This is a genomic window from Gordonia sp. 11cp (assembly GCF_057767225.1).
In genome coordinates, this window is the sequence record NZ_CM173437.1 from 5,329,464 (window position 1) to 5,353,214 (window position 23,751).

Annotated in this window: 20 protein-coding genes; 9 read left to right on the top strand and 11 right to left on the bottom strand. The window is 68.5% G+C overall.

Translation table 11 applies throughout. The features are described from left to right. Window positions 1-119 precede the first annotated feature (119 nt). Together AC3B6C_RS23915 and AC3B6C_RS23920 are read left to right on the top strand one after the other, a co-directional pair. Complete coding sequence (locus tag AC3B6C_RS23915) at window positions 120-3,122, top strand: DEAD/DEAH box helicase (RefSeq protein WP_488374369.1); 3,003 nt, start codon at window positions 120-122, stop codon at window positions 3,120-3,122. Next, window positions 3,119-3,928, top strand: coding sequence for an SWIM zinc finger family protein (locus tag AC3B6C_RS23920; RefSeq protein WP_488374370.1), 810 nt, complete (start codon window positions 3,119-3,121; stop codon window positions 3,926-3,928). Before AC3B6C_RS23915 ends, AC3B6C_RS23920 begins: the two co-directional genes overlap by 4 nt. Before the next feature lie 49 nt (window positions 3,929-3,977). On the opposite strand, the gene nrdF is transcribed toward AC3B6C_RS23920, so the two are convergent. From nrdF to AC3B6C_RS23945, 5 genes are all read right to left on the bottom strand, one after another. Continuing rightward, on the bottom strand, window positions 3,978-4,982 hold the full coding sequence (gene nrdF, locus AC3B6C_RS23925) for a class 1b ribonucleoside-diphosphate reductase subunit beta (protein ID WP_010841379.1): 1,005 nt from the start codon (window positions 4,980-4,982) through the stop codon (window positions 3,978-3,980). A gap of 66 nt (window positions 4,983-5,048) precedes the next feature. Then, entirely contained in the window at window positions 5,049-7,241 is a 2,193-nt protein-coding gene (nrdE, locus tag AC3B6C_RS23930; protein WP_014927549.1) for a class 1b ribonucleoside-diphosphate reductase subunit alpha, read from the bottom strand. Between the two features lie 85 nt (window positions 7,242-7,326). Further along, window positions 7,327-7,794 (bottom strand): class Ib ribonucleoside-diphosphate reductase assembly flavoprotein NrdI, encoded by a 468-nt coding sequence (nrdI, locus tag AC3B6C_RS23935; protein ID WP_488374371.1) that lies wholly within the window; start codon window positions 7,792-7,794, stop codon window positions 7,327-7,329. A gap of 196 nt (window positions 7,795-7,990) precedes the next feature. Beyond that, complete coding sequence (locus tag AC3B6C_RS23940; protein ID WP_004019249.1) at window positions 7,991-8,224, bottom strand: redoxin NrdH; 234 nt, start codon at window positions 8,222-8,224, stop codon at window positions 7,991-7,993. 394 nt (window positions 8,225-8,618) lie between these two features. Further along, entirely contained in the window at window positions 8,619-9,176 is a 558-nt protein-coding gene (locus AC3B6C_RS23945; protein WP_488374372.1) for an NAD(P)H-dependent oxidoreductase, read from the bottom strand. 117 nt (window positions 9,177-9,293) lie between these two features. Here AC3B6C_RS23945 and AC3B6C_RS23950 point away from each other — a divergent pair, with 117 nt between their 5' ends. After that, window positions 9,294-9,920, top strand: coding sequence for a TetR/AcrR family transcriptional regulator (locus tag AC3B6C_RS23950; protein WP_488358014.1), 627 nt, complete (start codon window positions 9,294-9,296; stop codon window positions 9,918-9,920). A gap of 109 nt (window positions 9,921-10,029) precedes the next feature. Next, window positions 10,030-11,187, top strand: coding sequence for an FAD-dependent urate hydroxylase HpxO (gene hpxO, locus AC3B6C_RS23955; protein ID WP_488374373.1), 1,158 nt, complete (start codon window positions 10,030-10,032; stop codon window positions 11,185-11,187). A gap of 24 nt (window positions 11,188-11,211) precedes the next feature. On the opposite strand, the gene eccB is transcribed toward hpxO, so the two are convergent. Then, the gene (gene eccB / locus AC3B6C_RS23960) at window positions 11,212-12,708 is read right to left on the bottom strand and encodes a type VII secretion protein EccB (protein WP_488374374.1); all 1,497 of its coding nucleotides are present in this window, start codon (window positions 12,706-12,708) and stop codon (window positions 11,212-11,214) included. 222 nt (window positions 12,709-12,930) lie between these two features. Here eccB and eccE point away from each other — a divergent pair, with 222 nt between their 5' ends. Beyond that, entirely contained in the window at window positions 12,931-14,646 is a 1,716-nt protein-coding gene (gene eccE / locus AC3B6C_RS23965; RefSeq protein ID WP_488374375.1) for a type VII secretion protein EccE, read from the top strand. A gap of 34 nt (window positions 14,647-14,680) precedes the next feature. Here the strand turns inward: eccE and manA are convergent, their stop codons facing one another. From manA to AC3B6C_RS23980, 3 genes are all read right to left on the bottom strand, one after another. Continuing rightward, complete coding sequence (gene manA, locus AC3B6C_RS23970) at window positions 14,681-15,967, bottom strand: mannose-6-phosphate isomerase, class I (protein ID WP_488374376.1); 1,287 nt, start codon at window positions 15,965-15,967, stop codon at window positions 14,681-14,683. Then, on the bottom strand, window positions 15,964-17,121 hold the full coding sequence (locus tag AC3B6C_RS23975; RefSeq protein ID WP_010841388.1) for a hypothetical protein: 1,158 nt from the start codon (window positions 17,119-17,121) through the stop codon (window positions 15,964-15,966). The genes manA and AC3B6C_RS23975 overlap by 4 nt, the downstream gene beginning before the upstream one ends. A gap of 218 nt (window positions 17,122-17,339) precedes the next feature. Beyond that, the gene (locus AC3B6C_RS23980) at window positions 17,340-17,849 is read right to left on the bottom strand and encodes a DUF3499 domain-containing protein (RefSeq protein WP_014927557.1); all 510 of its coding nucleotides are present in this window, start codon (window positions 17,847-17,849) and stop codon (window positions 17,340-17,342) included. A 122-nt stretch (window positions 17,850-17,971) separates the two neighbouring features. Between AC3B6C_RS23980 and AC3B6C_RS23985 the strand changes: the two genes are divergently transcribed. Next, entirely contained in the window at window positions 17,972-18,493 is a 522-nt protein-coding gene (locus AC3B6C_RS23985; RefSeq protein ID WP_035717019.1) for a metallopeptidase family protein, read from the top strand. A gap of 87 nt (window positions 18,494-18,580) precedes the next feature. Here the strand turns inward: AC3B6C_RS23985 and AC3B6C_RS23990 are convergent, their stop codons facing one another. Next, window positions 18,581-18,838, bottom strand: coding sequence for a WhiB family transcriptional regulator (locus AC3B6C_RS23990; protein ID WP_171011557.1), 258 nt, complete (start codon window positions 18,836-18,838; stop codon window positions 18,581-18,583). A 693-nt stretch (window positions 18,839-19,531) separates the two neighbouring features. On the opposite strand from AC3B6C_RS23990, the gene cofD reads away from it, so the two are divergent. The 3 genes from cofD to AC3B6C_RS24005 are packed head-to-tail and all read left to right on the top strand — an operon-like array spanning window position 19,532 to window position 22,508. Continuing rightward, the gene (cofD, locus tag AC3B6C_RS23995) at window positions 19,532-20,569 is read left to right on the top strand and encodes a 2-phospho-L-lactate transferase (protein WP_488374377.1); all 1,038 of its coding nucleotides are present in this window, start codon (window positions 19,532-19,534) and stop codon (window positions 20,567-20,569) included. Continuing rightward, window positions 20,566-21,915, top strand: a complete 1,350-nt coding sequence (locus AC3B6C_RS24000; protein WP_488374378.1) for a coenzyme F420-0:L-glutamate ligase — start codon at window positions 20,566-20,568, stop codon at window positions 21,913-21,915. The genes cofD and AC3B6C_RS24000 overlap by 4 nt, the downstream gene beginning before the upstream one ends. Next, on the top strand, window positions 21,912-22,508 hold the full coding sequence (locus AC3B6C_RS24005; RefSeq protein WP_488374379.1) for an NUDIX hydrolase: 597 nt from the start codon (window positions 21,912-21,914) through the stop codon (window positions 22,506-22,508). Before AC3B6C_RS24000 ends, AC3B6C_RS24005 begins: the two co-directional genes overlap by 4 nt. Here the strand turns inward: AC3B6C_RS24005 and glgC are convergent. Next, window positions 22,505-23,719 carry a glucose-1-phosphate adenylyltransferase gene (gene glgC, locus AC3B6C_RS24010; RefSeq protein WP_488374380.1) on the bottom strand — a complete coding sequence of 405 codons (1,215 nt, stop codon included), beginning with the start codon at window positions 23,717-23,719 and terminating at the stop codon, window positions 22,505-22,507. The two genes, AC3B6C_RS24005 and glgC, sit on opposite strands and share 4 nt — an antisense overlap. Window positions 23,720-23,751 lie beyond the last annotated feature (32 nt).

A 23,751-nucleotide genomic window follows, 5' to 3' on the forward strand; every position in this document is an offset into this window, starting at 1 on the left:
GTCGTGGGGACAAACCACCGGCCGACCACTGTCCTGCCGACCACCGTCCGACCGGACACCGTCGGTCCGCGACGGCGACCGGTGTCGGGGGCCGCGGCTAAACTGGCCGACGATCCTCGATGCCATACGACTCCCCATCCAGCGGGCGGACTCCCCCGGACTCCGCCCCGAAGCCTCATCGCGCCGCGCCCCTCCACGCCCTCTGGCGGCCGGGCGTCGGCATGGCGGTGTGGATCGACGGCGATCTGTCCGACCTGCCATCGTCGCTGCGCGACGTTCTCGACGGCCGGCGGTTCCGCAGCGAGATCCCCGTCGTCGACGCCGACGGTCGCCGGCGGTTCGTCCCCGCCGCCACGTTGGGCATGACGTCGGCGGTCACGCTGCTCGACTCGTCGCGTGCGGCCGCGGTGACCGGCGACGTCCGGTGGTACCGCTATCTCCTCGACGGCGTGCGGTCGTTCGTGCGGTCCGGCACGGTGGTGCCGTCGGTGCTGCAGGTCGCGGGGGAATGGATGGTCCGCTGGGTCGTCATCGCGACCCCGACGTGGCGCAGCTGGCATGCGGTCGTCGTGGGAAGCGCGCCGGACGCATTGCTGCACAACGGTTCCGCACCGGCCCTCGACGACTTCCTCGCCGAACTCGTCGACCACGAATGCCGTTCTGCCATCGCTCGTTCCGCACTTCGTCTCGGCGAACCCCGACCCGCGTCGCCGATCGTGCGGGCCCTTCTCCCCGACGCGGACCCCCGTCCGCCCAGCTCGCCCGAACGCCTTGCGGCCGCAGCGGGCGGCTGGTCGAGGTGGAACTCCGGCGCCCCACGAGACGACCGGTCGCTGATCTTCCGTCTGCACGAGCCGGAGTACGACGATCTCGCCGAGAACCAGTGGGACGACGCGTGGGACGACGACTCCGTCCCCGAGCCGAGCCGAGCCGAGGTCGACGAGAGCTCGCGGTGGCGGCTGCAGGTCTGCCGTCGGAGCATCGACGGACAGGTCGAACCCGTCGCACCGCACCGGCTCGACGCCCACGAAATCGACGAGCTGACAACCGAACTGGCGACGGCCGTCCGTGAGTTCCCGGATCTCGGCCGGGCCGATCCCGACCGCGGCTCGCTCGACTTCCTGCTGCCGACCGAGGTCGCCGAAGAACTCTTCGCCACCGGCGCGGCGGCACTGGGGGCGGTCGGCATCCCGGTTCTGCTCCCCCGGACCATCGCCGAGGTCCGTCCGAGCCTGACCCTGCGTGCGCTCGCGCCGCCCGGCGGCGGGGCGCCGGCGGCGATGGTCGGTCTGCGGGAGATCCGGGAGTTCGAGTGGCGCCTCGCCCTCGGCGACACATCCGACGCGATCACGCTCACCGACGCCGATCTGGACGAGCTGTCCGGGCAGAAGGGCGACCTGGTCCGGGTGCGCGGGGTGTGGATGCGCGCCGAGGGTGCCGCGCTCACCCGGGCTGCCGCGTTCGTCGCCGCCCAGCGCGCACTGGCCGCGACCGAACCACCGAGCGACTTCGGCGAGCTGTTCAACCTCGTCACCGGCGAATCGGATCGGCTGCCCGTTCCGGTCTCGCGCGTGGAGGGCCTCTCGTGGCTCGACGACATCGCCGACAGCGGCGCCCTCCGTCCCGAATCCATCACGCCGCCGGCGGATCTGGCCGCCACCCTGCGCCCCTATCAGCAGCGCGGGTTGGACTGGCTCGCCCATCTGTCGGCGCTGGGCGTCGGGGGCGTACTCGCCGACGACATGGGTCTGGGCAAGACCCTGCAGGTCATCGCCCTCGAATGCCACGAGCGGAGCGGTTCGACCGGCTCGTCCGACGCCGACCCCACGACGCCGACGCTCGTCGTCTGCCCGATGTCCCTGGTCGGCAACTGGGCGCGGGAGTTCGCGCGTTTCGCGCCGACGCTGCGGGTGGCGATCCACCACGGACCCTCCCGTGAGTCCGGGGCCGCCTTCGCCGGGATTCGCGACTCGGTCGACGTCGTTGTCACCACCTTCGCCATCGCGGCACGCGACCACGAGCTGCTGTCGTCCCGACCCTGGCATCGGATCGTGGTCGACGAGGCCCAGCACCTCAAGAACGTGAACACCATTGCGGCCAAGGCAGTTCGGGCGGTGCCTGCCGATCATCGACTCGCCCTCACCGGCACCCCGGTCGAGAATCGACTGGAAGACCTCCGCGCGGTCATCGACCTGGTCAACCCCGGCCTGCTCGGATCGGCATCGGTCTTCCGGGCGCGCTACGCCGAACCGATCGAACGGGACCGCGATCCGTCGGCGCTCCGACGGCTGTCCGCGATCACCCGCCCCTTCATCCTGCGCCGCGAGAAGTCCGATCCGGCCATCGCCGCGGACCTCCCGGCGAAGGCCGACTTCGCCGTCCGCGCCAACCTCACCGTCGAGCAGGCCGCGCTCTATCGCGCGGTGATCGACGAGCTGATGGCGGCACTCCGGGACAAACAGCAGCGCACCCTGCGACGCCGCAACGTGCTGGCCGCACTGACCCGCCTCAAGCAGGTGTGCAACCACCCCGCGCATTATCTCGGCGACGGCACCGACCTCGTCCGCGACGGCGAACACCGTTCCGGCAAGGTCGAACTGCTGGCCGACATCGTTTCCACGGTCGCCGACGAGGGCGACCGCGCTCTGGTCTTCACCCAGTTCGCCGCCTTCGGCGACATGCTCTCGTCGTGGCTGAGTTCGGAGTTCGGTACCGAGATCCCGCTGCTGCACGGCGGTCTGGGGCGCACCGAGCGCGACCGCCTCGTCGCCGACTTCCAGTCCGACGACGGGCCGCCGGTCCTGCTGGCGACCTTGAAGGCCGGCGGCACCGGACTCAACCTCACCGCCGCCAACAACGTCATCCACGTCGACCGCTGGTGGAACCCGGCCGTCGAGGACCAGGCCACCGACCGCGCCTACCGGATCGGCCAGGAGCAGAAGGTGTCGGTGCACCGGTTCGTCTGTGTCGGCACCATCGAGGAGCGTATCGACGACATGATCGCCAAGAAGCGCGAACTCTCCAGGCTGACGGTCGCGGCCGGCGAGAACTGGGTGTCCGACGTCGCCGACGACGAACTCTTCGAGCTGTTCCGGCTGCGAGAGGAGGCAGTCAGCGAATGACGGTGCGCAAGAAGGGCACGCAACGCCGGGGCGAACGGGGCACGATCGCGGTCCGCGGTTACGGCCTCACCTCGTGGTCGCGCGCCTTCGTCGACGTCGTGGAGGGACGCGGAGCCGACGGCGAGTCGGTCGCCGACAGCCGCCGCATCACCAAGGCGCGCAGGTATTTCCGTGATCGCCATGTGCGCGGTCTGCGGATCGGCGCCGGACAGGTGACCGCCTCGGTCGAGGGCACACAGCTCGAACCGTTCGATGTCATCCTGACCACCCGCACCGTCGACACCACCACGCTCGCGACCCTTCTCCGCGAGCGGGCCGCCGTCGACGAACTCATGTTGCTGACACGCGGCGAGCAACCGCCGACGCTGGGCGAGCTGTTGGTGCCCACCGAGTCCGCCGACGTCGAGACCGACTGCACCTGCCCCGACGAGGCCCCGCGGTGCATCCACGCGCTCGTCACCTGCTACGAGGTCGCCGCCGAGATCGACCGCACCCCGCTGACCCTGCTCACCGTTATGGGCACCGCCCTGCGGGCACTGCTGGCCGAGATCGATTCGCGCCCCGTGGAAGCACGGACGTCGGACGACGCCGGGTCATCGGACTCCCTGCGACCCGACGACTACTACGGCACCACGTCGACGCTGCCGGCGCTCCCGTCGCCGTCGCGGATGAATCCGCTGACCGCGCTCGACGGCGGGGAGTTGCGCGCCGCGTTGCGCGCGACCGGCGTGGCGCCCGCCGACATCGCCGAGACGATCGACGAACTCGGCGACCTCTACGACCGCCTCACCGCCGACGATTCGTAGCGTCAATGCGCGCCATGTGCGCATTGACGCTACGAAATCCCCAGGGGGACTAGAAGTCCCAGTCCTCGTCCTCGGTGTTGACGGCCTTGCCGATGACGTATGAGCTGCCCGACCCGGAGAAGAAGTCGTGGTTCTCGTCGGCGTTGGGCGACAGGGCCGACAGGATCGCCGGGTTCACGTCGGTCTCGTCGCGCGGGAACATCGCCTCGTAGCCCAGGTTCATCAGGGCCTTGTTCGCGTTGTAGCGCAGGAACTTCTTGACGTCCTCGCTGAGTCCGACCTCGTCGTAGAGCGCCTCGGTGTAGTCGCTCTCGTTGTCATACAGCTCGAACAGCAACTCGAAGGTGTAGTCCTTGAGCTCCTGACGACGCTCCGGGGTCTCGACCTCGAGCCCGCGCTGGTACTTGTAACCGATGTAGTACCCGTGCACGGCCTCGTCGCGAATGATCAGACGGATCAGGTCGGCGGTGTTGGTGAGCTTCGCGCGGCTCGACCAGTACATCGGCAGGTAGAAGCCGGAGTAGAACAGGAACGACTCGAGCAGCGTCGAGGCGACCTTGCGCTTCAGCGGGTCGTCGCCACGGTAGTAGTCCATGACGATCCGGGCCTTGCGCTGGAGTTGCTCGTTCTCCTCCGACCAGCGGAACGCCTCGTCGATCTCCTTGGTGGAGCAGAGCGTGGAGAAGATCGAGCTGTAGCTCTTGGCGTGCACCGACTCCATGAACGCGATGTTGGTGAGTACCGCCTCCTCGTGCGGAGTGGTCGCGTCCGGGATCAGCGACACCGCGCCGACCGTGCCCTGGATGGTGTCGAGCAGGGTGAGTCCGGTGAACACCCGCATGGTGAGCTGCTTCTCGTACTCGGTGAGCGTGCCCCACGACGGGATGTCGTTGGACACCGGCACCTTCTCGGGCAGCCAGAAGTTGCCGGTGAGGCGATCCCACACCTCGGCGTCCTTCTCGTCGGGGACGCGGTTCCAGTTGATCGCCGAGACCCGGCTGACCAGCTTGATGGGTGCGCCGTCGGCGGGGCTGTGGCTTTCGGTGGAGGTCATGACTCTTCCTCGTCTAACTGGTCAATTGAAGTCTGGAAGTCCTGAAAGATGGTGCCTCGCAGCGGGTCACAACATGCAGCTGACGCAGCCCTCCACCTCGGTCCCCTCGAGCGCGATCTGACGCAGGCGGATGTAGTAGAGCGTCTTGATCCCCTTGCGCCATGCGTAGATCTGCGCCTTGTTGACGTCACGCGTGGTGGCGGTGTCCTTGAAGAAGAGCGTCAGGCTGAGACCCTGGTCGACGTGCTGCGTGGCCGCGGCGTAGGTGTCGATGATCTTCTCGTACCCGATCTCGTACGCGTCCTGGTAGTACTCCAGGTTGTCGTTCGTCATGTACGGCGCCGGGTAGTAGACGCGGCCGATCTTGCCTTCCTTGCGGATCTCGATCTTGGCGGCGACCGGGTGGATCGAGCTGGTCGAATGGTTGATGTAGCTGATCGAGCCGGTCGGCGGGACTGCCTGGAGGTTCTGGTTGTAGATACCGTCGCGCTGGACGGCGGCCTTCAGCTCACGCCAGTCGTCCTGCGTGGGAATGTGGATTCCGGCCTGGCCGAACAGATCCCGCACCTTCTGGGTCTGCGGCTCCCACACCTTCTCGAGGTACTTGTCGAAGAACTCACCGCTCGCGTACTTCGACTTCTCGAAGCCGGTGAAAGCCCGCCCGCGCTCCTTGGCGATCCTGTTCGACGCGCGCAGGGCGTGGAACAGCACCGTGTAGAAGTAGATGTTCGTGAAGTCGATGCCTTCTTCGCTGCCGTAGAAGACGCGCTCACGTGCCAGATACCCGTGCAGGTTCATCTGTCCGAGTCCGATGGCGTGCGAATTGTTGTTGCCGTGCTCGATCGACGGCACCGACGTGATCGAGGTCTGGTCGCTGACCGCGGTGAGTCCGCGGATCGCGGTCTCGATGGTCTGTCCGATGTCGGGCGAATCCATCGTCTTGGCGATGTTCAGCGACCCCAGGTTGCACGAGATGTCCTTGCCCACTTCGGCATACGACAGGTCGTCGTTGAAGGTCGACGGCGTCGACACCTGCAGGATCTCCGAGCACAGATTGGAGTGGGTGATCTTCCCGTCGATCGGGTTGGCGCGGTTCACCGTGTCCTCGAACATGATGTACGGGTAACCCGACTCGAACTGCAGCTCGGCGAGGGTCTGGAAGAACTCGCGGGCCTTGATCTTGGTCTTGCGGATGCGGCGATCCTCGACCATCTCGTGGTACTTGTCCGTCACGTTGATGTCGGCGAAAGGAACGCCGTAGACACGTTCGACGTCGTACGGACTGAACAGGTACATGTCGTCGTTGGCCTTGGCCAGCTCGAACGTGATGTCCGGGATCACCACACCGAGCGAGAGCGTCTTGATGCGGATCTTCTCGTCCGCGTTCTCACGCTTGGTGTCGAGGAAGCGGTAGATGTCGGGGTGGTGCGCATGCAGGTACACCGCGCCCGCACCCTGCCGGGCGCCGAGCTGGTTGGCGTAGGAGAAGGAGTCCTCGAGCAGCTTCATGATCGGGATGACACCCGAACTCTGGTTCTCGATCTTCTTGATCGGCGCACCGTGCTCACGGATGTTGCTGAGCAGCAACGCAACTCCGCCGCCCCGCTTGGACAGCTGCAGCGCGGAGTTGATCGACCGGCCGATCGACTCCATGTTGTCCTCGATACGCAGCAGGAAGCACGAGACCGGCTCACCACGCTGCTTCTTGCCCGAGTTGAGGAAGGTCGGCGTGGCCGGCTGGAAGCGCCCTTCGATGATCTCGTCGACGAGATTCCGGGCGAGGGTCGTGTCGCCGTCGGCCAGGGTCAGTGCCACCATGCACACACGATCCTCGAACCGCTCGAGGTACCGCTTTCCGTCGAAGGTCTTGAGGGTGTAGCTCGTGTAGTACTTGAACGCGCCGAGGAAGGTCGGGAACCGGAACTTCTTGCCGTAGGCGTAGTCGAAGAGCTCGTTCACGAACGCGCGGTCGTACTTCGCGAGGACCTCGGGCTCGTAGTAGTTCTCCTCGATGAGGTAGTCGAGCTTCTCGTCGCGGTCGTGGAAGAAGACCGTGTTCTGGTTGACGTGCTGCAGGAAGTACTGGTTCGCGGCCTCGCGATCCTTGTCGAACTGGATCTTGCCGTCGGCGTCGTACAGGTTGAGCATCGCGTTGAGCGCGTGGTAGTCCAGCTCTCCGGGATCATGCCCCGCAGGTCCGGGGTGCACGCCCGACTTGCTGGCTGAAGTGGTGTCCGAGACTGCGGCGGTGGGCGACACGACAGATGACTCCTGCGGGTAGTGGGCCGGTGAAGGCAGAGTAGCGATGGTGTACGACAGGCCTGGGAACGCGCGGAGCGCCAGGTCAGGCGGGCGAGGCGCTCAGCGACACATCGGCCGCGAACGCCGGACTCAGGGCGAACTCGGCGAGCCCCGCGCGAACGCGGTCGACGTCGTCGGTGGTGCCCATCAGTTCGAATCGGTACAGGTAGGGCACCCCGCACTTTCGTGCGATGACGTCGCCGGCGTAGCAGAACTCCTCACCGAAGTTCGTGTTGCCCGCCGCGATCACCCCCCTGATCGACGATCGATTGTGTTCGTCGTTGAGGAAGCGGATGACCTGCTTGGGGACGTAGCCGCCGGGTTGCCCCGTCGCCTTGCCCCCGCCGTAGGTCGGACAGACCAGGACGTACGGCTCTTCGACACGGAAAACACCGGTCCGATCGAGGAGCGGGATGCGCTCGGCGCGCATGTCCAGCTTCTGGACGAACCGGTGGGTGTTCTCCGATACGGAGGAGAAGTACACGATCAACGGCGATGTCGCTGCCGCCATGTCTCCTCCAACCTGGTCGTTCTCGGGATCTCGCCCGCCGGAGATCATCTCCGGCCGGGCACTGTCGGTATCAACGCCGTGACCGGCGTGACCATTTCCTCGATGACTTCTCGATGCGGCGCGATCCGGCTTCCCCGTCGGATCGCCTCTGCACCGCCAGTCGGGCGGCCGTCGTCACCGTCATGGTGACGACGGATCAGGCAGCGGCAGTGGCGAGCGCCTTGATGCGGTCGGGGCGGAAGCCCGACCAGTGCGCGTCGCCGGCGACCACGACGGGCGCCTGCAGGTAACCGAGTGCCATGACGTAGTCACGCGCTTCGGCATCCTCACTGATGTCGACGATCTCGTAGGACAGACCCTGCTTGTCGAGGGCCTTGTAGGTGGCATTGCACTGGACGCAGGCCGGCTTCGTGTAGACGGTGATTGACATTCGGAGGTGCTCCTCGGGTCGTAGGAATCGCCAGTGACGTGCGGTTTTCCAGCGTGAAGATGGTGATCTGGATCACCATCTCGGCAGCTACGTCGAGGAGTCGAACCGCTTCTCGTCTTGTGCCTGACTGGTAACGCAAACACTACACCTAGTGGCTGACATTTCTGGTCACCACAAGGGGTTGTGAATAACATTGATGGAAGACTTGCAGGTCGGAGCGGTGCACGATCACAAATCCGGGCGTGTCCACCGCATGTTCGGCGTGTCGCTCACAGGTTGTCCCGAGGCGGTCCACAACGTGTCCACCGACCATCCACACCCGAGCCGGTCGCACCCCGGACACGACGACGCCGCGCCGGGCAGAGCCGGGCGCGGCGTCGGAGTCGGGAGTGGGTCAGGCGTTGACCGTGACCTCGTCGACGAGCCGGGAGACCGAGGCGACGATCTTCTCGACGACCGCCGGATCGCTCAGGCCCCCCTCGGGAAGAGCGGCGACCTGCAGGCCCAGGTCGGCCTCCTCGATCGCACGACCGCCGGCGATGCCGACCGACTTACGGGTGTCCTCCCGGGTCCACGCGCCGCCGTACTGCCCGAGAGCCGCGCTCAGCACCGCGACGGGCTTGCCGGTCAGCGCACCGGTGCCGTAGGGCCGCGACAGCCAGTCGATGGCGTTCTTCAGCGCAGCGGGGATGGTGCCGTTGTACTCCGGGGTGGCGATGAGCACGCCGTCGGCCGAGCCGACCACCTGGCGCAGCTTCGCCACGCCCGCGTCGAGCTGATCCTCGATATCGACGTCCTCGCTGTAGAACGGCAGCGAGCCCAGGTCGTCGACGACCGTGATGGAGACTCCGGCGGGCGCGTTGTCCGCGGCCACGTGGGCGAGCTGGCGGTTCACCGACGCTGCGCGCAGGCTTCCGACCAGCGCGACCAATTCGACGACTCGTTCAGACATGTGATTCCTCTCGATGGCACAGGGGTCCACGGGCGTCCGCGGGACCTTTCTACGACCTGCAGTAACCGGACCAGGGTCCGATTCATTCCGGATCTGGTCAAGAGTTACGCTCATCACGTGCCGAATGGGCCCGACCACTCACCGCTCCACATCTCGCTCAACCCCTCGGGGACCGAACGTGCCGATGCCGCACGCAACCGGCGCCTGTTGCTGGCCGCCGCGAAGAACCTGATCGATCACCACGGCGCGGCCGCGGTGACGATGGAAGCTGTCGCGCGCGAGGCGGGTGTGGGCAAGGGCACAGTGTTCCGTCGCTTCGGCAGCCGGACCGGCCTCATGCTCGCCCTCCTCGACCACAGCGAGTCCGAGATCCAGCAGGCCTACCTGTCCGGCCCCGAGCCGCTGGGCCCCGGCGCTCCCCCGCTCGATCGCCTGCTCGCCTACGGCCGCGCGCGCCTCAAGCTGACCTCCGACCACCTGGACGTCCTGCTGGAGGCAGGCGCGGGCGCCGAGGACTTCATGAGCCACCCGGTGGCCCGGACGTCCACCCAGCACGTGCAGATCTTGTTGCGTCAGTTGGGTTTCGACGACTCACTCGACTTCCTGGCGCTCACCGTCCAGGCGCCGATGTCGGCGAGTTCGGTGCGCTACCTGCTCGTCGACGTCGGGCTCGACCTCGAGACGATCACCCGCCAGTGGCAGGAGATGGTCACCGCGCTCGTCACCGGACACCACCGGGGCTGACCCGCGGGTTGCGCGCTGTCCACGACATCCGCCCGGTACGGGCCGTCGCGGCCGGGGTCGGAGACACTCGTCGCGCGCCGGGACGCCGGGACACCTAGCCTGGGTTCCTGTGAAAGCAGTGATCATCGGCGCCGGTATGGGCGGAACCTCGGCGGCCATCGCGTTGCGACAGCTCGGGCACGAGGTCGAAGTGTACGAACAGGTCACCGAGAACCGGCCGGTGGGCGCGGCGATCTCGGTGTGGTCCAACGGGGTGAAGTGCCTGAACCACCTGGGCCTGGAGGCGGAGACGGCCGCACTCGGCGGCATCGTCGATTCGATGAGCTATGTCGACGCGTTCACCGGAGAGACGATGTGCCGCTTCAGCATGGCACCACTCATCGACGAGGTCGGCCAGCGACCGTATCCGATCGCCCGCGCCGAACTACAGCTCATGCTGATGAACGCCTTCGGTCATGACGAGATCCGATTCGGCAAGAAGATGGTCGCCGTCCACGACGGTCCGGAGCGCGCCACCGTCGAGTTCGCCGACGGCACCACCGCCGAAGGTGACGTCGTCATCGCCGCCGACGGTGCGAAGTCGCTTGCCCGCGACCATGTGCTCGGCCACACCGTCGAACGCCGCTACGCGGGATACGTCAACTTCAACGGGCTGGTGCCGATCGACGAGGAGATCGGACCGGCCACCGAATGGACCACCTACGTGGGTGATTCGCGCCGGGTGTCGGTGATGCCGGTCGCGGGCGACCGTTTCTACTTCTTCTTCGACGTCACCATGCCGGAAGGAGTCCCGTTCGAGCGCGGTACCGCACGCGACGTGCTCGCCGAGGAGTTCGCGGGTTGGGCGCCCGGGGTCCAGAAGCTGATCGCCACACTGGATCCCACGACCACGAACCGGGTGGAGATCCTCGACATCGATCCGTTCCACACCTGGGTCAAGGGACGCATCGCGCTGCTCGGCGACGCCGCCCACAACACCACCCCGGACATCGGCCAGGGTGGTTGCTCGGCGATGGAGGATGCGATCGCGCTGCAGTTCGCCTTCCGCGACCACGCCGACGACCCGGACGCGGCACTCGCGGCCTACGAGGCGTCACGCACCGAGCGGGCCGCCGACCTCGTGCTGCGCGCGCGCAAGCGGTGCGACGTCACGCACGGCAAAGACCCGGAGGCGACGGCGGCCTGGTACAAGGAACTTCGATCCGAGGACGGCACGAACGTCATCCGCGGCATCGTCGGCAACATCGTCGGCGGTCCGCTCACGTAGGGCCGAGCGGGAGGTTGCCCTCGGTCAGCCTCCCGCCGACGGTCCCTCGGTGGGCTCCATGCCGGCCTCGAGTCCGACCGTCTCCAGGCCGTCGTGCGCGACGAGCGCGTTCTCGCGAGACAGGGTCGGCCCGGGCGCGAGCAGGGCCACCACCGACCACGGAGCGCGGGACGGTGAGTCCCCCAGTCCGAGAATCCCGCCGGTCTCGAAGTCCGGGATGCCGAACCGAACACCCGAATCGTTGACGTAGAACAGGGATTCGGTGCGCGCGCTGTCCGCCTCGTTGCCGGTCACCTGCAGATACTCGCCCGAGCCCGGCGGCAGGTAGACCGCGTCGAGGTTCGGCCCGGCACCGTCGGACGACGTCAATCGGACCGGTACCGCGTCCGAGTCGAGCGGGAGTCGGCGACCCGCGAGCAACGATGTCTGCGCCCGGGGTTCCCCGGAGCCCCGCGTCCAGGTGCGGCACAGCGTCGGATCGCCACTCACGTCGAGCAGCTCCGGCGCGACCTCGGGAAAGTCCGAGACGGGTTCGGAACGCACGGTTCTCAGCGCGGCGAGCTGTCCGGGGGCAACGGTGGCGACGGGCGAGGCATCGGAGTCGGCCAGTCGCAAAAGCTCGGCGGTCGGCGCACTGATCTCCTGGACCCCGTCGCGCAGGACGAGATGGTAGCTGGTCGTGTCGTCGACACCGACCGATTTGACGACGCTGCCGATGCTCGCCCCGTCGACCGCGCCCGGTTGCCCCGCACCCGGGATCTGCGGCACCGCAAGCGGATCGACCAGCGGGAAGGTGTTCAGAAGGCCGGTCGACATCTGTCGCGGCGTGACCCCGTCGAGCCCGAGGGCCCGCATGACCGGCGCGCTCCCGGTGTCGACCGAGGCGCGCACCGGGCTCCAGACACCGTCCCGGAACAGCTGATACACCAGAAAGGTCTCGTCACCGGCGTCGACGAGCACGGCATCGGCGGGACGCGCCGCGCCGATCGACTCGCCCAGGCGCGGGGTCTCGGCGATGACGGTCTGTTCGATCGCCTCGGTCGGCGCCTCCGAGACCGTCGACGAATCGCACACCGTCCAGGTCGAGGAGTCCGGGTGGGCCGACCGAGGCAGGGCGGCCGGCGCACCGGGGATGCCCAGCAGGGGCCCGCGTGGATAGGGCTTGAGCTTGTTGTCGCCGACCGATGTCGGCGACTCCGAACTCCCGGTCACCAGCCGCGCGGAGGCGAGGTTCAGCACGGGATGCAGAGTGTCCTCGATCAGGACGTAGGTGCTGCCGCTGTTCTTGCTGACGATGATCGTGGCATCCCCGACCGAGCCCTGGGGTCGGATCAGGCCCCAGATCCCGCACCCGCCGAGGACCAGCAGACCGAGGACCGTGCCGACCACGAGGGCCTGCAACTGGGAACGCATGGGATCGTGCAGCATCCGGACGTCGCGGCGCACCAGCGCGTGCTCGAGCCGCTTGATCAGGAAACGGTAGCCGTTGACCTGGGCTTTGGTCGTCAGCTGACGTGCCACGACTCCCCCTGTCCGCACCCGTTCCACGCCGTCGGTCCTGGTCCGGAGGCGGGCGGGTTGTGATCTCCTGCGGCATACCCCCTGCCGCGCGGTAGTAGCCTAACCGACAAACATGCCCCTGACGTGTGGGGCTCCACCGCTTGTGCACACAGTCGGGGGGGCACGCGGCAGTCGGCAGCGGTGATCGAGGGGGTCGCAACCGTGGAGCGCAACACGCGTGGGATGGCACTGCCCACACTCGTCGTGATCGAGGTGATCCTGGCGGTCGGGCTCATCATCTGGACCGTGTCCGGCAGCGTGTGGGGCGCAGGCGCGCTCGGTGTCGCCGTGATCGTCTCGGCAGGTCTGGTGCGGCTCGGCGGCCGGGCGTCGGTGTTCGGCCGGATCGTCGCGCACATCTCGTTCTCGTGGTCGCGGATGCGCCGCGACCACGCCGATCTGGCCCCGGCGCCCTTCGACATCCCGTTGCCGGCACCCGGCACCCACGCCGCGGCACGACGTTCACCGGCTCCGACGACGATCGGCGCGCGGTGGGTCGGCGACACCCTGGTGACGGTGGTCCGGGTCGACCCGGGAGGTCCGGCCGTGACCTACCTGACCCCCGGGCACAACGAGATGGGCGACGAAGCGGGGCAGGTGATCCCCCTCGGGGTCCTGGCGGAGTGCATCAGCCCCTACGACATCCGACTCAGCTCCATCGAGGTCATCAGCCACGGTGTGCGCGTGTGGGGTTCGGGCGTCGCGCCGGCCACCTACGACCGCACCCTGGGCCCGCTGTCGGCGACGGCCCAGCGGTCGGTGCTCGTCGTCCTGCGCCTCAACCCGCTCGACTGCGCCGACGCGGTCGCCCGTCGCGGCGGCGGCGCGACCGGTGCACTGCGCACCGCGACCGTGACCACCCGCCGCGTCGCCAAGCGGCTTGCCGGGCAGGGCTTGTCGACGACGATCCTGTCGGCGGCGCAGATCACCGCCATTGCCACGCAGCTGACCGAGGGCGCGACCCTGGACTCACTGGCGGAGGAACGCGACTCGGTCGGCGTGGCCGGACTGCGGATGCGCAGCGCGGCCATCGAACCGGCCGCACTCACCGACGTACTACGTGGCATCTGGGTCAACTCCGCGGTCTCGACAACCGTCACCGTCCGGTTGCGTCCGCGAGCGACCGAGGGCAGGCGCCGCAGTGATCTCACGACGGTCGAGGTCTCCGGGATCGTCCGCTTCAACGAGTTCCCTGCCGCACGGCGCTCACTGACCGAGTGGCCCGCCGGGCTGATCCCTCTCGACGGACGCCAGTTCGACGCTCTCGCAGCCAGTCTCCCCATCTCGACCCCGACGCGCCTCGACCGGGCTGTCCCGGTGCTCGCGGGAGCCGAGGCGGACGCGTTCCTCGCCTCGGCACGCCTTCCGGCCGGTGGTTGCGGACAGCTGATCGGGGCCGATCACGCCGGTCGCGCGGTCGCCACCCGGCTCGTCGGGCCCGGAATCCCGACGGTCACGGTCGCCGCGGGCATCCACGTCGTCGCCCAGATCGCCCTGCGGGCAGTCGCGGTCGGCGCCGCGGTACGCGTGCACACCGACCGCCCGCACCGGTGGACCCCGGTGGTCACCGCCGTGGGCGATCCGAGTGCCCTGTCACTCTCTGGTGACCGCACCCCCGCGCGCCCGGGCCCGGCCCTGATCATCGTCGACGGGGTCAGTCCCCCCTCGCCCCAGCCCGACACCACCCGGATGATCGTCGTCGCACCGGGACTCGGCGAGCCCGCCGACGGTGCCACGGTCGCGCTGCGTCAGAATCCGCGCACACCACAGGACATCTCACTGGACACCGGAGACCGGCCGACCCTGGTCACGATGGTCGCGACCCCCGATGAATGGACCCTGATCGGCGGCTACCCCGAACCCGCGGCCGCCGCGCCGGCGGTACCCGCCCGGGGCTGATCTGCCCAGCGCCGAATCCCGCGCTGTGATCGGCTCATTCGGCCGCGGTCGCCACCGTCGAGGTCAGCCCGGGGTCTGCGGTGACCGCAGCCGGCACCAGCGCGCGGTAGAAGACCGCCCGGGCCGACGCCGCGCGGACGATGACGTCCGGGTCGTCGTCGGTGATCCACATCGCCCGTCCGGCCGTCACGGTCAGCGGGGTCCCGCCCATGGGCCGGACCTCCACCGCACCGCTGAGCACGGCGAGGATCTGCGGACCCGGCATGTCGAAGCAGATCGACGACGCGTGGTGAAGTCCGGTGCCGTCGAGCTCGACACGCGACAGCCGGAACTCGGGGGCGGGGGTGAGGTAGACCCGCTCGGCACCGATCGTCCGGACCTGAGGTGTCAGGTCGGCGACGTCGACGGGGGTGAAGTCGAGGACGCGCAACAGTTCGGGGACGTCGATGTGTTTGGGCGTCAGTCCGCCCCGCAGCACGTTGTCGGAGTTCGCCATGATCTCCACACCCGTACCGCGGAGATAGGCGTGGAGGTTGCCGGCGGCCAGATAGAGGCCCTGGCCGGGTTCGAGATGGATGTTGTTGAGCAGCAACGACGCCAGCACACCGGGATCGTTCGGGTACGCCTCGCCGAGTTCGCAGACCGTCCGCAGTTCGGCGACGAACTCGGTCTCGCCCGCGCTGAGGACGGCGACCGCGCCGGCGAGCACCGCGGGGACGAGTTGGCGGAGCAGGGACTCGGGCAGGGTCAACCACGTCGTGAAGAGCGCCCGTAAGCCCTCGGAATCCGGTTGACCGGCCAGCATCCCGAGATAGGGGTCGAGTTCGCTCACCTGCAACGCACGGAGCAACCGGATGGTGTCCTCCGGTCGGCGGAAACCGGCCAGGGCGTCGAACGGGGTCGTGGCGACTATCAATTCGGGTTTGTGCCACGGATCGCGATAGTTGCGGTCGCGAGCCTCGAGGGCGACGCCGCGGGAGTTCTCGCGTTCGAACCCCGCGCGCGCCTGCTCGGCGGACGGGTGGGCCTGCAGGGACAACGGCTCCTCGGCGGCGAGTACCTTGAGGAGGAACGGCAGACGCTCGCCGAAGGCGGCGGTGCTCGCCGGGCCGAGTGTGCCGATCGGATCCGCGTCGATCACGTCGACGAGGTCTTGCTGGATACCGGCAACGTCCACACACCGGGCCGAGCCCGCGGGATGGGAACCGAACCAGAGCTCTGCCTCGGGGTGCGCCGACGGCACGGGCCTGCCCTGCATCGACGCGATCGCCGTCCGCGAACCCCACGCGTAGGGCCGCACCACACCGTCGATAATCCTCATTGCATCGCGTTCCCAACCAGGCGGAGGTACACCGCCGCCATCTCGACCCGAAGTGCCACGATCAGGAAGTCCAGTACATCCCCCGGGCCGTCGGCCACCGGATCCTCGCCCGGCGCCGGGCGCCGGTCGTCCCATTCCCGGCCGTCCGTGCCCCCGGCGGCCGAAGTCTGCTGTGCACGATCGGCTCCGACGAGCAGATCGATCTCGCCCAGGCCGGCGACACGCTGACGCGTGAACCACTCCCGCCGACCGGTCGAGATGACCTGGACTCGCGGGGCGGGAGCCGGCGGAGGTCCGTCGAAGTCGGGATCGTAGAAGATGGAGTCCGCGGGTGGCCCGCTGTCCGGGCGCGCCCCGAGCAACTGAACCATCCGCGAGACATCGGTGAGTTCGGCTGCGGCGCTGACGATCCCGGACACGCCGACGAGACCGGCGACAGCGTGACGGGCGATGGCCGCACCGGCCGGGCTGTCCGCCGTCCAGACGGTGGGGCGCCCCTGGACACGCAAGGCCAGCGACTTCGCGCGGTTGTGGAAGGCATCGCGCGAGGGATGTCCGGTGGAGGCCTCGTCGTCGAGCGCGTCGGCGAGGTCGTCGAGCACGGGCACGGCTCCGGTGAATCGGACCTGCGTCAACGCCCCGAACACCGCGAGCAGCGCCGCGGCGAAGCCGACGAACCGGAAGCGGGGTTCGATGTCGAAGCGGGGCGCGAGGTTGATCCCGTTGCCGCCCAGCGCATCCTGGAGTGGTCCGGCCACGGGCGCGACCACCACGACCTCTGCGCGCCGGCGCAATGCCCGCGCGGCGGCGTCGGCGAGCGCCATGTCCCCGGCGTCGTCGCCGGCGATGATCACGACGTCCAGCGGCCCGATCCACCCGGGCAAAACCGGACCGCTGACCACCGGGACGTCCACCCGGGCGCCGAGCGTGGCCACCGCGAAGTCGGTGGCCCGATGGGACACCCCGCTGGACCCGTGGACCACGACCACGCTGCGCGGACGCAGATCGGCGAGCGGCGCGAGCACGCCTTCCCGAACCGCTTCGGCGACGGCGCGTATCTGAGCACCGGCGAGTGCGACCGATCTCAGCAAACCGTCGACATCAGCCGAGATCAGCTCCTCGGCGTTGTCGAGGTCGGGGGAACCGGTTCGCATGCCACCAGGGTAGCCAGGTCGCGGAGTCGGCGCCCACGTACTCGGCACAGTCCGGGCAACACCGGACTGTGTCGTCACTGAACAACGCACAGTGAACGAGAAACGATGCCCAGTCGACGAAAGACGACGCCCAGTCGACGGGGACGGCGCATGGTCGCGGTGGCGACGTCCCTCCTCGACGTCGATGAGGTCCACGCCCCCCGCGCGGTGGTGACCGGTCAGTCGACCGGATCCGGTAGTACCCGGAGATGTCCGCGACGCCCCGGACGCGGCCGGGTCTGGTGCCGCGGCGCCCCGGCGGGCTGCGGCGGTGCGTCGACCGGGCCGGCACGATGGCGCCCCGAACGACGGTCCTCGACGGCGTCCCGGTGAGCGTCGGCGAAGTGGGTGTCCTCAAAAGCATCGAGTGCGTCGATCGGACCGCGATCGACATAGCGCGGGCGTCCACCACCGGCGACGGCTCCGGCCTCCCGGACCGCCTCGGCCAGGGCGGTCAGCTCCTGATCCTCGGCCGGCGGTGCGGAGAAGCCACGCTCGCTGCGCAGCATCTCCCAGCCACGCGGGACGGTGATCCGTCGTGCGTGGTCGTCGCACAGGTCCCACGAGTGCGGCTCCTGCGACGTCGCGAGCGGACCGATCACCGCGGTCGACTCGGCATAGACGAAGGTCAGGGTAGCCACCGCGGATCGGGCGCAGCCGGGTCGGCAGCACAGTCGGGGAAGCTTCACGTGACGAGATTAGCCCTCGTCGCTCGCAACCACGTCGACGACACGCTCACCGCGCGGGCCGCCGGAGAACACACGGGCGGCCAGAGGAGACACGGGCTCGCCCGACCTCCTACACTCTCGCCATGCGTATCGACCCGAAGCCGACTCCACGTGGCTCCTCCGGCCTGCCGGAGGCGCGCCGCGGTCGGCGGCGGGTGGGCCGTCACCGAGACCGTCGCGGACGCGGACTGCGCTCGCCGTTGCTCCCGCAGGGTGTCCCCGCCCACAACAGCCGGTCCGACGAATTCGACGCGGTGGCGCTCGAGGCCTTCGCCGAGATCGACGCGCAATGGCACGACCAGATCGCCGGCCTCGACATCGCCGTCGACGAGATACCGAGGCTGCTGCCGCGTGACCCGGAGACCGTCGAGTGGCCCGACGAGGTGACCGCGGACGGCGCAGTCCCGCTTGCACGGCTGATCCCCGCCGGGATGGATGTGAACGGTGCGCCGACGCGTGCGCAGATCATCCTGTTCCGCCGGCCGCTGGAATCCCGCGCCAAGAAGGGCACCGAGTTGCTGGACCTGATCCACGAGGTCCTCGTCCAACAGGTGGCGACGCACCTGGGTGTCGACGAGGACACGATCGACCGCGGACCAGAGTGATCCGCGGTCGAAGTGCCGCGGGGGCCGTTCGGCCGACCGCGGCGAGATGATCGGTGATGTCGAGCGATCCCCGTTCGGGGACCCGACTCAGATGATGCCGCGCTTGAGGCGGCGGCGCTCACGCTCCGACAGGCCGCCCCAGATTCCGAAGCGCTCGTCGTTGTGCAGCGCGTACTCGAGGCATTCGGACTTCACCTCGCAGCCCTGGCAGATCCGTTTGGCCTCGCGCGTCGACCCACCCTTCTCGGGGAAGAACGCCTCGGGGTCGGTCTGCGCGCACAGCGCGCGGTCCTGCCACTGCTCCTCGACGGCATCGAAGAGATCGTCGAAGTCGTTGGGCACCAACGAGAGATGGCGACGGCCCGGGTCCGTGTCGTCGACGACGGGCCCGAGTGGCGACCCGACATCGGTCCTGGCACCGACGGCCGACGAGGTGGCGGTGCCACCGATCATCGAATCGTCAACGGGGCCAAGGGTATTGAATTCGGCGATGAATTGCGGGCGATTCTGTGGTTCAAGCGGATTGCCGATCGGGTTTTCCAAAGCCATCGTCGGCGCCTCCTAGCTCGGGATGTTGGTAGTTTCTGCGTCCTTTGCGAACACGGCCTGTGTGCCGCACCCACCACTGTTGCCACACCACTTGTACTACGGATGCGGAAACTCCCACATCAGACGTACACACACAGCGCCCGAGCGACGGCCCGCGAAGTGCCGGAACCGACCCTCACCCGAGTTCGAACATACAATCGAATCCGTTGAAGTCCAGCGGTTTTCGATCCAGAGGTTCTCGATCTCAAACTCGGAATGACACTGATGTGATTACACACGCCCGGAGCGGTCGCGGTCAAGTTGAAGTCAAAGATTCTCTGTTTACCACCAGGATCCGACAACGGTGTGACTCGACACGACGTTGACCTCAACCCGACGTCAAAGTCACACCGACCCCGGCACCGGTAGGACTCATCCCGACCGCGCCGACAGCGCCTGACCGCCCTCTCACACCGCGCACTACAGTGGCGGTGTGAAGGAGTACCTGCTGTGAAGGTGACCGTACTCGTCGGGGGCGTCGGAGGGGCACGATTCCTCCTCGGTCTGCGCGAATTGTTCGGCCCGACGGCGTTCCCCGTCCCCCAGGACGACGCGTCCGGCGCCCAGGCGAGCGAACACGAGATCACCGCGATCGTGAACGTCGGCGACGACGCGTGGATGCACGGCGTCCGCATCTGCCCCGATCTCGACACGTGTATGTACACCCTCGGCGGCGGGATCGATCCCGAGCGCGGATGGGGCCGGCGCGACGAATCCTGGCACGCGAAGGAGGAACTCGCCGCGTACGGCGCCGACCCGGACTGGTTCGGCCTCGGCGATCGCGATCTCGCCACGCACCTGATCCGCACCCAGATGCTCGATGCGGGATATCGGCTGTCCGATGTCACCGCCGCGCTGTCCCGGCGATGGAACCCCGGCGTGCGGCTCCTACCCGTGACCGATGACCGTCACGAGACGCACGTCGTCGTCGCCAAACCCGACGGCGAGGACGGCGAACGGGTCGCGATCCACTTCCAGGAGTGGTGGGTGCGCCATCGCGCCCAGATCCCGACCTTCGGCTTCGCACAGGTCGGTTCGGACGACACCACTCCGGCCCCCGGCGTCCTCGACGCGATCGCCGACGCCGACGTGGTGCTGCTCGCACCGTCGAACCCGGTCGTGAGCATCGGCGCGATCGTCAGCGTTCCCGGGATGCGCAGCGCGCTGCGCCAGACGAAGGCCCCGGTCGTCGGCATCTCACCGGTCATCGACAACCGCCCGCTGCGCGGCATGGCCGACGAATGCCTGTCGGTGATCGAGGTCGAGTCCTCGGCCGAGGGCATCGCCGGACATTACGGCGCCCGCAGCGGCAACGGGATTCTGGACGGATGGCTGATCGCCGAGGGCGACCATGCCTCCGTCGACGGCATCGCCGTCGGCGCCGCCCCACTCCTCATGACCGATCCCGCGGCCACCGCCCAGATGGTGCGCGCGGCGTGCGCACTCGTCGACGTCCCGCTCCCCGATTCGAACAAGGGCCGCGCGTGACCGCTCGCCCCGACCATCGTGCCCCGGGCCACCTCGAGATCCGTCCGGTGACCGGCCTGCCCGAGTTCACCGCCGGCTCGGACGTCGCCCGCGAGATCCTCACCGCCGCACCGTGGCTCGAATCCGGTGACGTCCTGGTCGTGACCAGCAAGATCATCTCCAAGGCCGAGGGCCGGATGGTCGACGCGCCGAGCGACCCCGAGGCGCGGGACGCGTTGCGCCGTCGCCTCGTCGACCAAGAATCGGTACGCGTGCTGGCACGCAAGAACCGGACCTTGATCACCGAGAACCGCCTGGGCCTGGTTCAGGCCGCGGCCGGGATCGACGGCTCGAACGTGCGCAGCGACCAGCTCGCTCTGCTCCCGGAGAACCCCGACCGCAGCGCCGCTGAGCTCCGGCGAGACGTCGCCGACGCCACCGGCCTCGACGTCGCGGTGATCATCACCGACACGATGGGCCGGGCCTGGCGGACCGGGCAGACCGACGTCGCCATCGGCGCCGCGGGTATCGCCGTCACCCATCCGTACGAGGGCGGAGTCGACGATTACGGAAACCCGTTGATCGTCACCGAGATCGCGGTGGCCGACGAGCTGGCCGCCGCGGCCGACCTCGTGAAGGGCAAACTCGCGGCCGTCCCCGTCGCGGTCGTCCGTGGTTTCGCACCGGCCGAGAACGGGACCACCGCCGCCGACCTGATCCGGCCTCACGACGAGGACCTGTTCCGTCTCGGTACCGAGGAGGCGATCGCGCAGGGACGCCGCGAGGCCGTCCGCACCCGGCGGTCGGTGCGGACCTTCGCCGACCGGCCCGTCGACCCCGAAGAGCTGCGTGCTGCGCTCGGCGAGGCGCTCACCGCCCCGGCCCCCCACCACACGCATCCCGTTCGCTTCGTCTGGCTGCGGTCGGATTCGCGGCGCCGCGAGCTGCTCGACGCGATGGCGCACGAGTGGCGCACCGATCTCGAATCGGATTCCAAGACAGCCGAGTCCATCGAGAAGCGGCTGCGGCGCGGCCAGATCCTCTACGACGCACCGGAACTGGTGATCCCGTTCCTGGTTCCCGATGGCGTCCACGAATACCGCGACGAACGACGCAACGCGGCCGAGCACACGATGTTCACCGTGGCAGCGGGCGGGGCGGTCGCCACCCTGCTCACCGCACTGTCGGTCCGCGACATCGGCAGCTGCTGGATCGGCTCGACCATCTTCGCCGCGCCGACGGTGCGCCGGGTCCTCGACCTCGACCCGGGCTGGGAACCACTCGGCGCGGTCGCCATCGGCCATCCCCTCGAGCCGGCGGGGCTGCGCGAGCCCGCCCCGACCGCGGACTGGGTCGTCGAGCTGTGACCGCCGAGTCGCTGCACGCATCCGCCGTCGAGGCCCTCACCCGGTGGGAGACACCCGATCCCGCTCAGGACACCCTCCGGCACACGTACCTCGCCTTCCTCGCGGCGTCCCCGGAGGGATGCCTGCGAGCCAGCGCTCCGGGACATCTGACGGGTTCGGCGATCGTCTTCGACGCCACGCGCCGCCACGTCCTGCTCACCCTGCACCCCCGGGTCGGGAAGTGGATTCAGCTCGGCGGGCACTGCGAACCGACCGACGACTCCATCGCCGACGCGGCGCTGCGTGAGGCGCGGGAGGAGTCGGGCATGCCCGAACTCGTGCTCGACACGCCAGACCCCGCGGATCCCGGCGGGGGGATCGTGCATCTCCACACCCACCCGATCACCTGCTCGCTGGGGGTCCCCACCCGCCACCTCGATGTCCGCTATCGCGTGGTCGCCGCTCCGACGTCCGACGGCGAACTCCCACGCGTCGTGCGCAGCGACGAGTCGGTGGACCTGCGCTGGTGGCCGGTCGACGCCCTGCCGGACGACGCCGGAGACGACATCGCGACACTCATCGGCGCGGCCCTACGGGACGGACGGCCGCGCTAAACGCGGAGGTTCTTCCCCACCGTGACCACACCGCCCGCGCTCACCGAGAACCGCTCGCGGTCGGCGCTGACGTCGACACCGAGTTGCTCGCCGTCGCCGACCACGACGTTCTTGTCGAGGATCGCCTTGCGGACGACCGCGCCCTTGCCGACGCGCACGCCGGGCATCAGCACGCTGCCCTCGACCACCGCCCCGTCCTCGACGATGACGTTCGACGAGAGCACCGAATTGCGCACCGTGCCGGCCGAGATGATGCAACCGGACCCGACCACGGAGTCCTCGGCGACGCCGCCCTGGACGAACTTGGCGGGCGGGAGGTTGTGCGTCTCACCGCGGATGGGCCAGCGGCCGTTGTACAGGTTGAAGATGGGATGAACCGACACCAGGTCCATGTGCGCCTCGTAGAACGCATCGACGGTTCCGACGTCACGCCAGTACCCGGTGTCGCGCTCGGTGGCACCGGGGACCTGGTTGTCCTTGAAGTCGTAGACGAATGCGGTGTCGCGATTGACGAAGGCCGGGATGATGTCGCCGCCCATGTCGTGATCGGAGTCCGAGTCGGCGGCGTCGGCTCGCAGCGCGTCGACCAGCGCCTCGGTGGTGAACACGTAGTTGCCCATCGACGCGAACGTCGAGTCGGGATCATCGGGAGTGCCCGGCGGGTTGGTCGGCTTCTCCAGGAAGCGGGTGATCTTCCCGCTCTCGTCGGAGTCGATGCAGCCGAAAGCCGTGGCTTCCGCTCGCGGCACGCGGATCCCGGCCACCGTGACGTCGGCGCCGGATTCGACGTGCGCGGCCACCATCTGCGACGGATCCATCCGGTACACGTGATCGGCGCCGAAGACGACGATGTACTCGGGACGTTCGTCGGTGATGAGGTTCATCGACTGGAAGATCGCGTCGGCGCTGCCGGTGTACCAGCGCGGTCCGAGTCGCTGCTGGGCCGGGACCGGCGTGATGTACTCGCCGTGGAATCCAGACGTCCACCAGGTCTGCGAGATGTGCCGGTCCAGCGAATGCGACTTGTATTGTGTCAGCACGCAAATGCGTTCGTAACCGGCATTGACCAGGTTGGACAACACGAAGTCGATCAGCCGGTAGGCGCCGCCGAAGGGCACCGCAGGTTTGGCGCGGTCCATCGTCAGCGGGTACAGACGCTTGCCTTCGCCGCCTGCGAGGACGATGCCGAGGACGTGCGGCTCAGATCTCACTCCCCCAACTTAACCGCGATCGAACCCGTCGG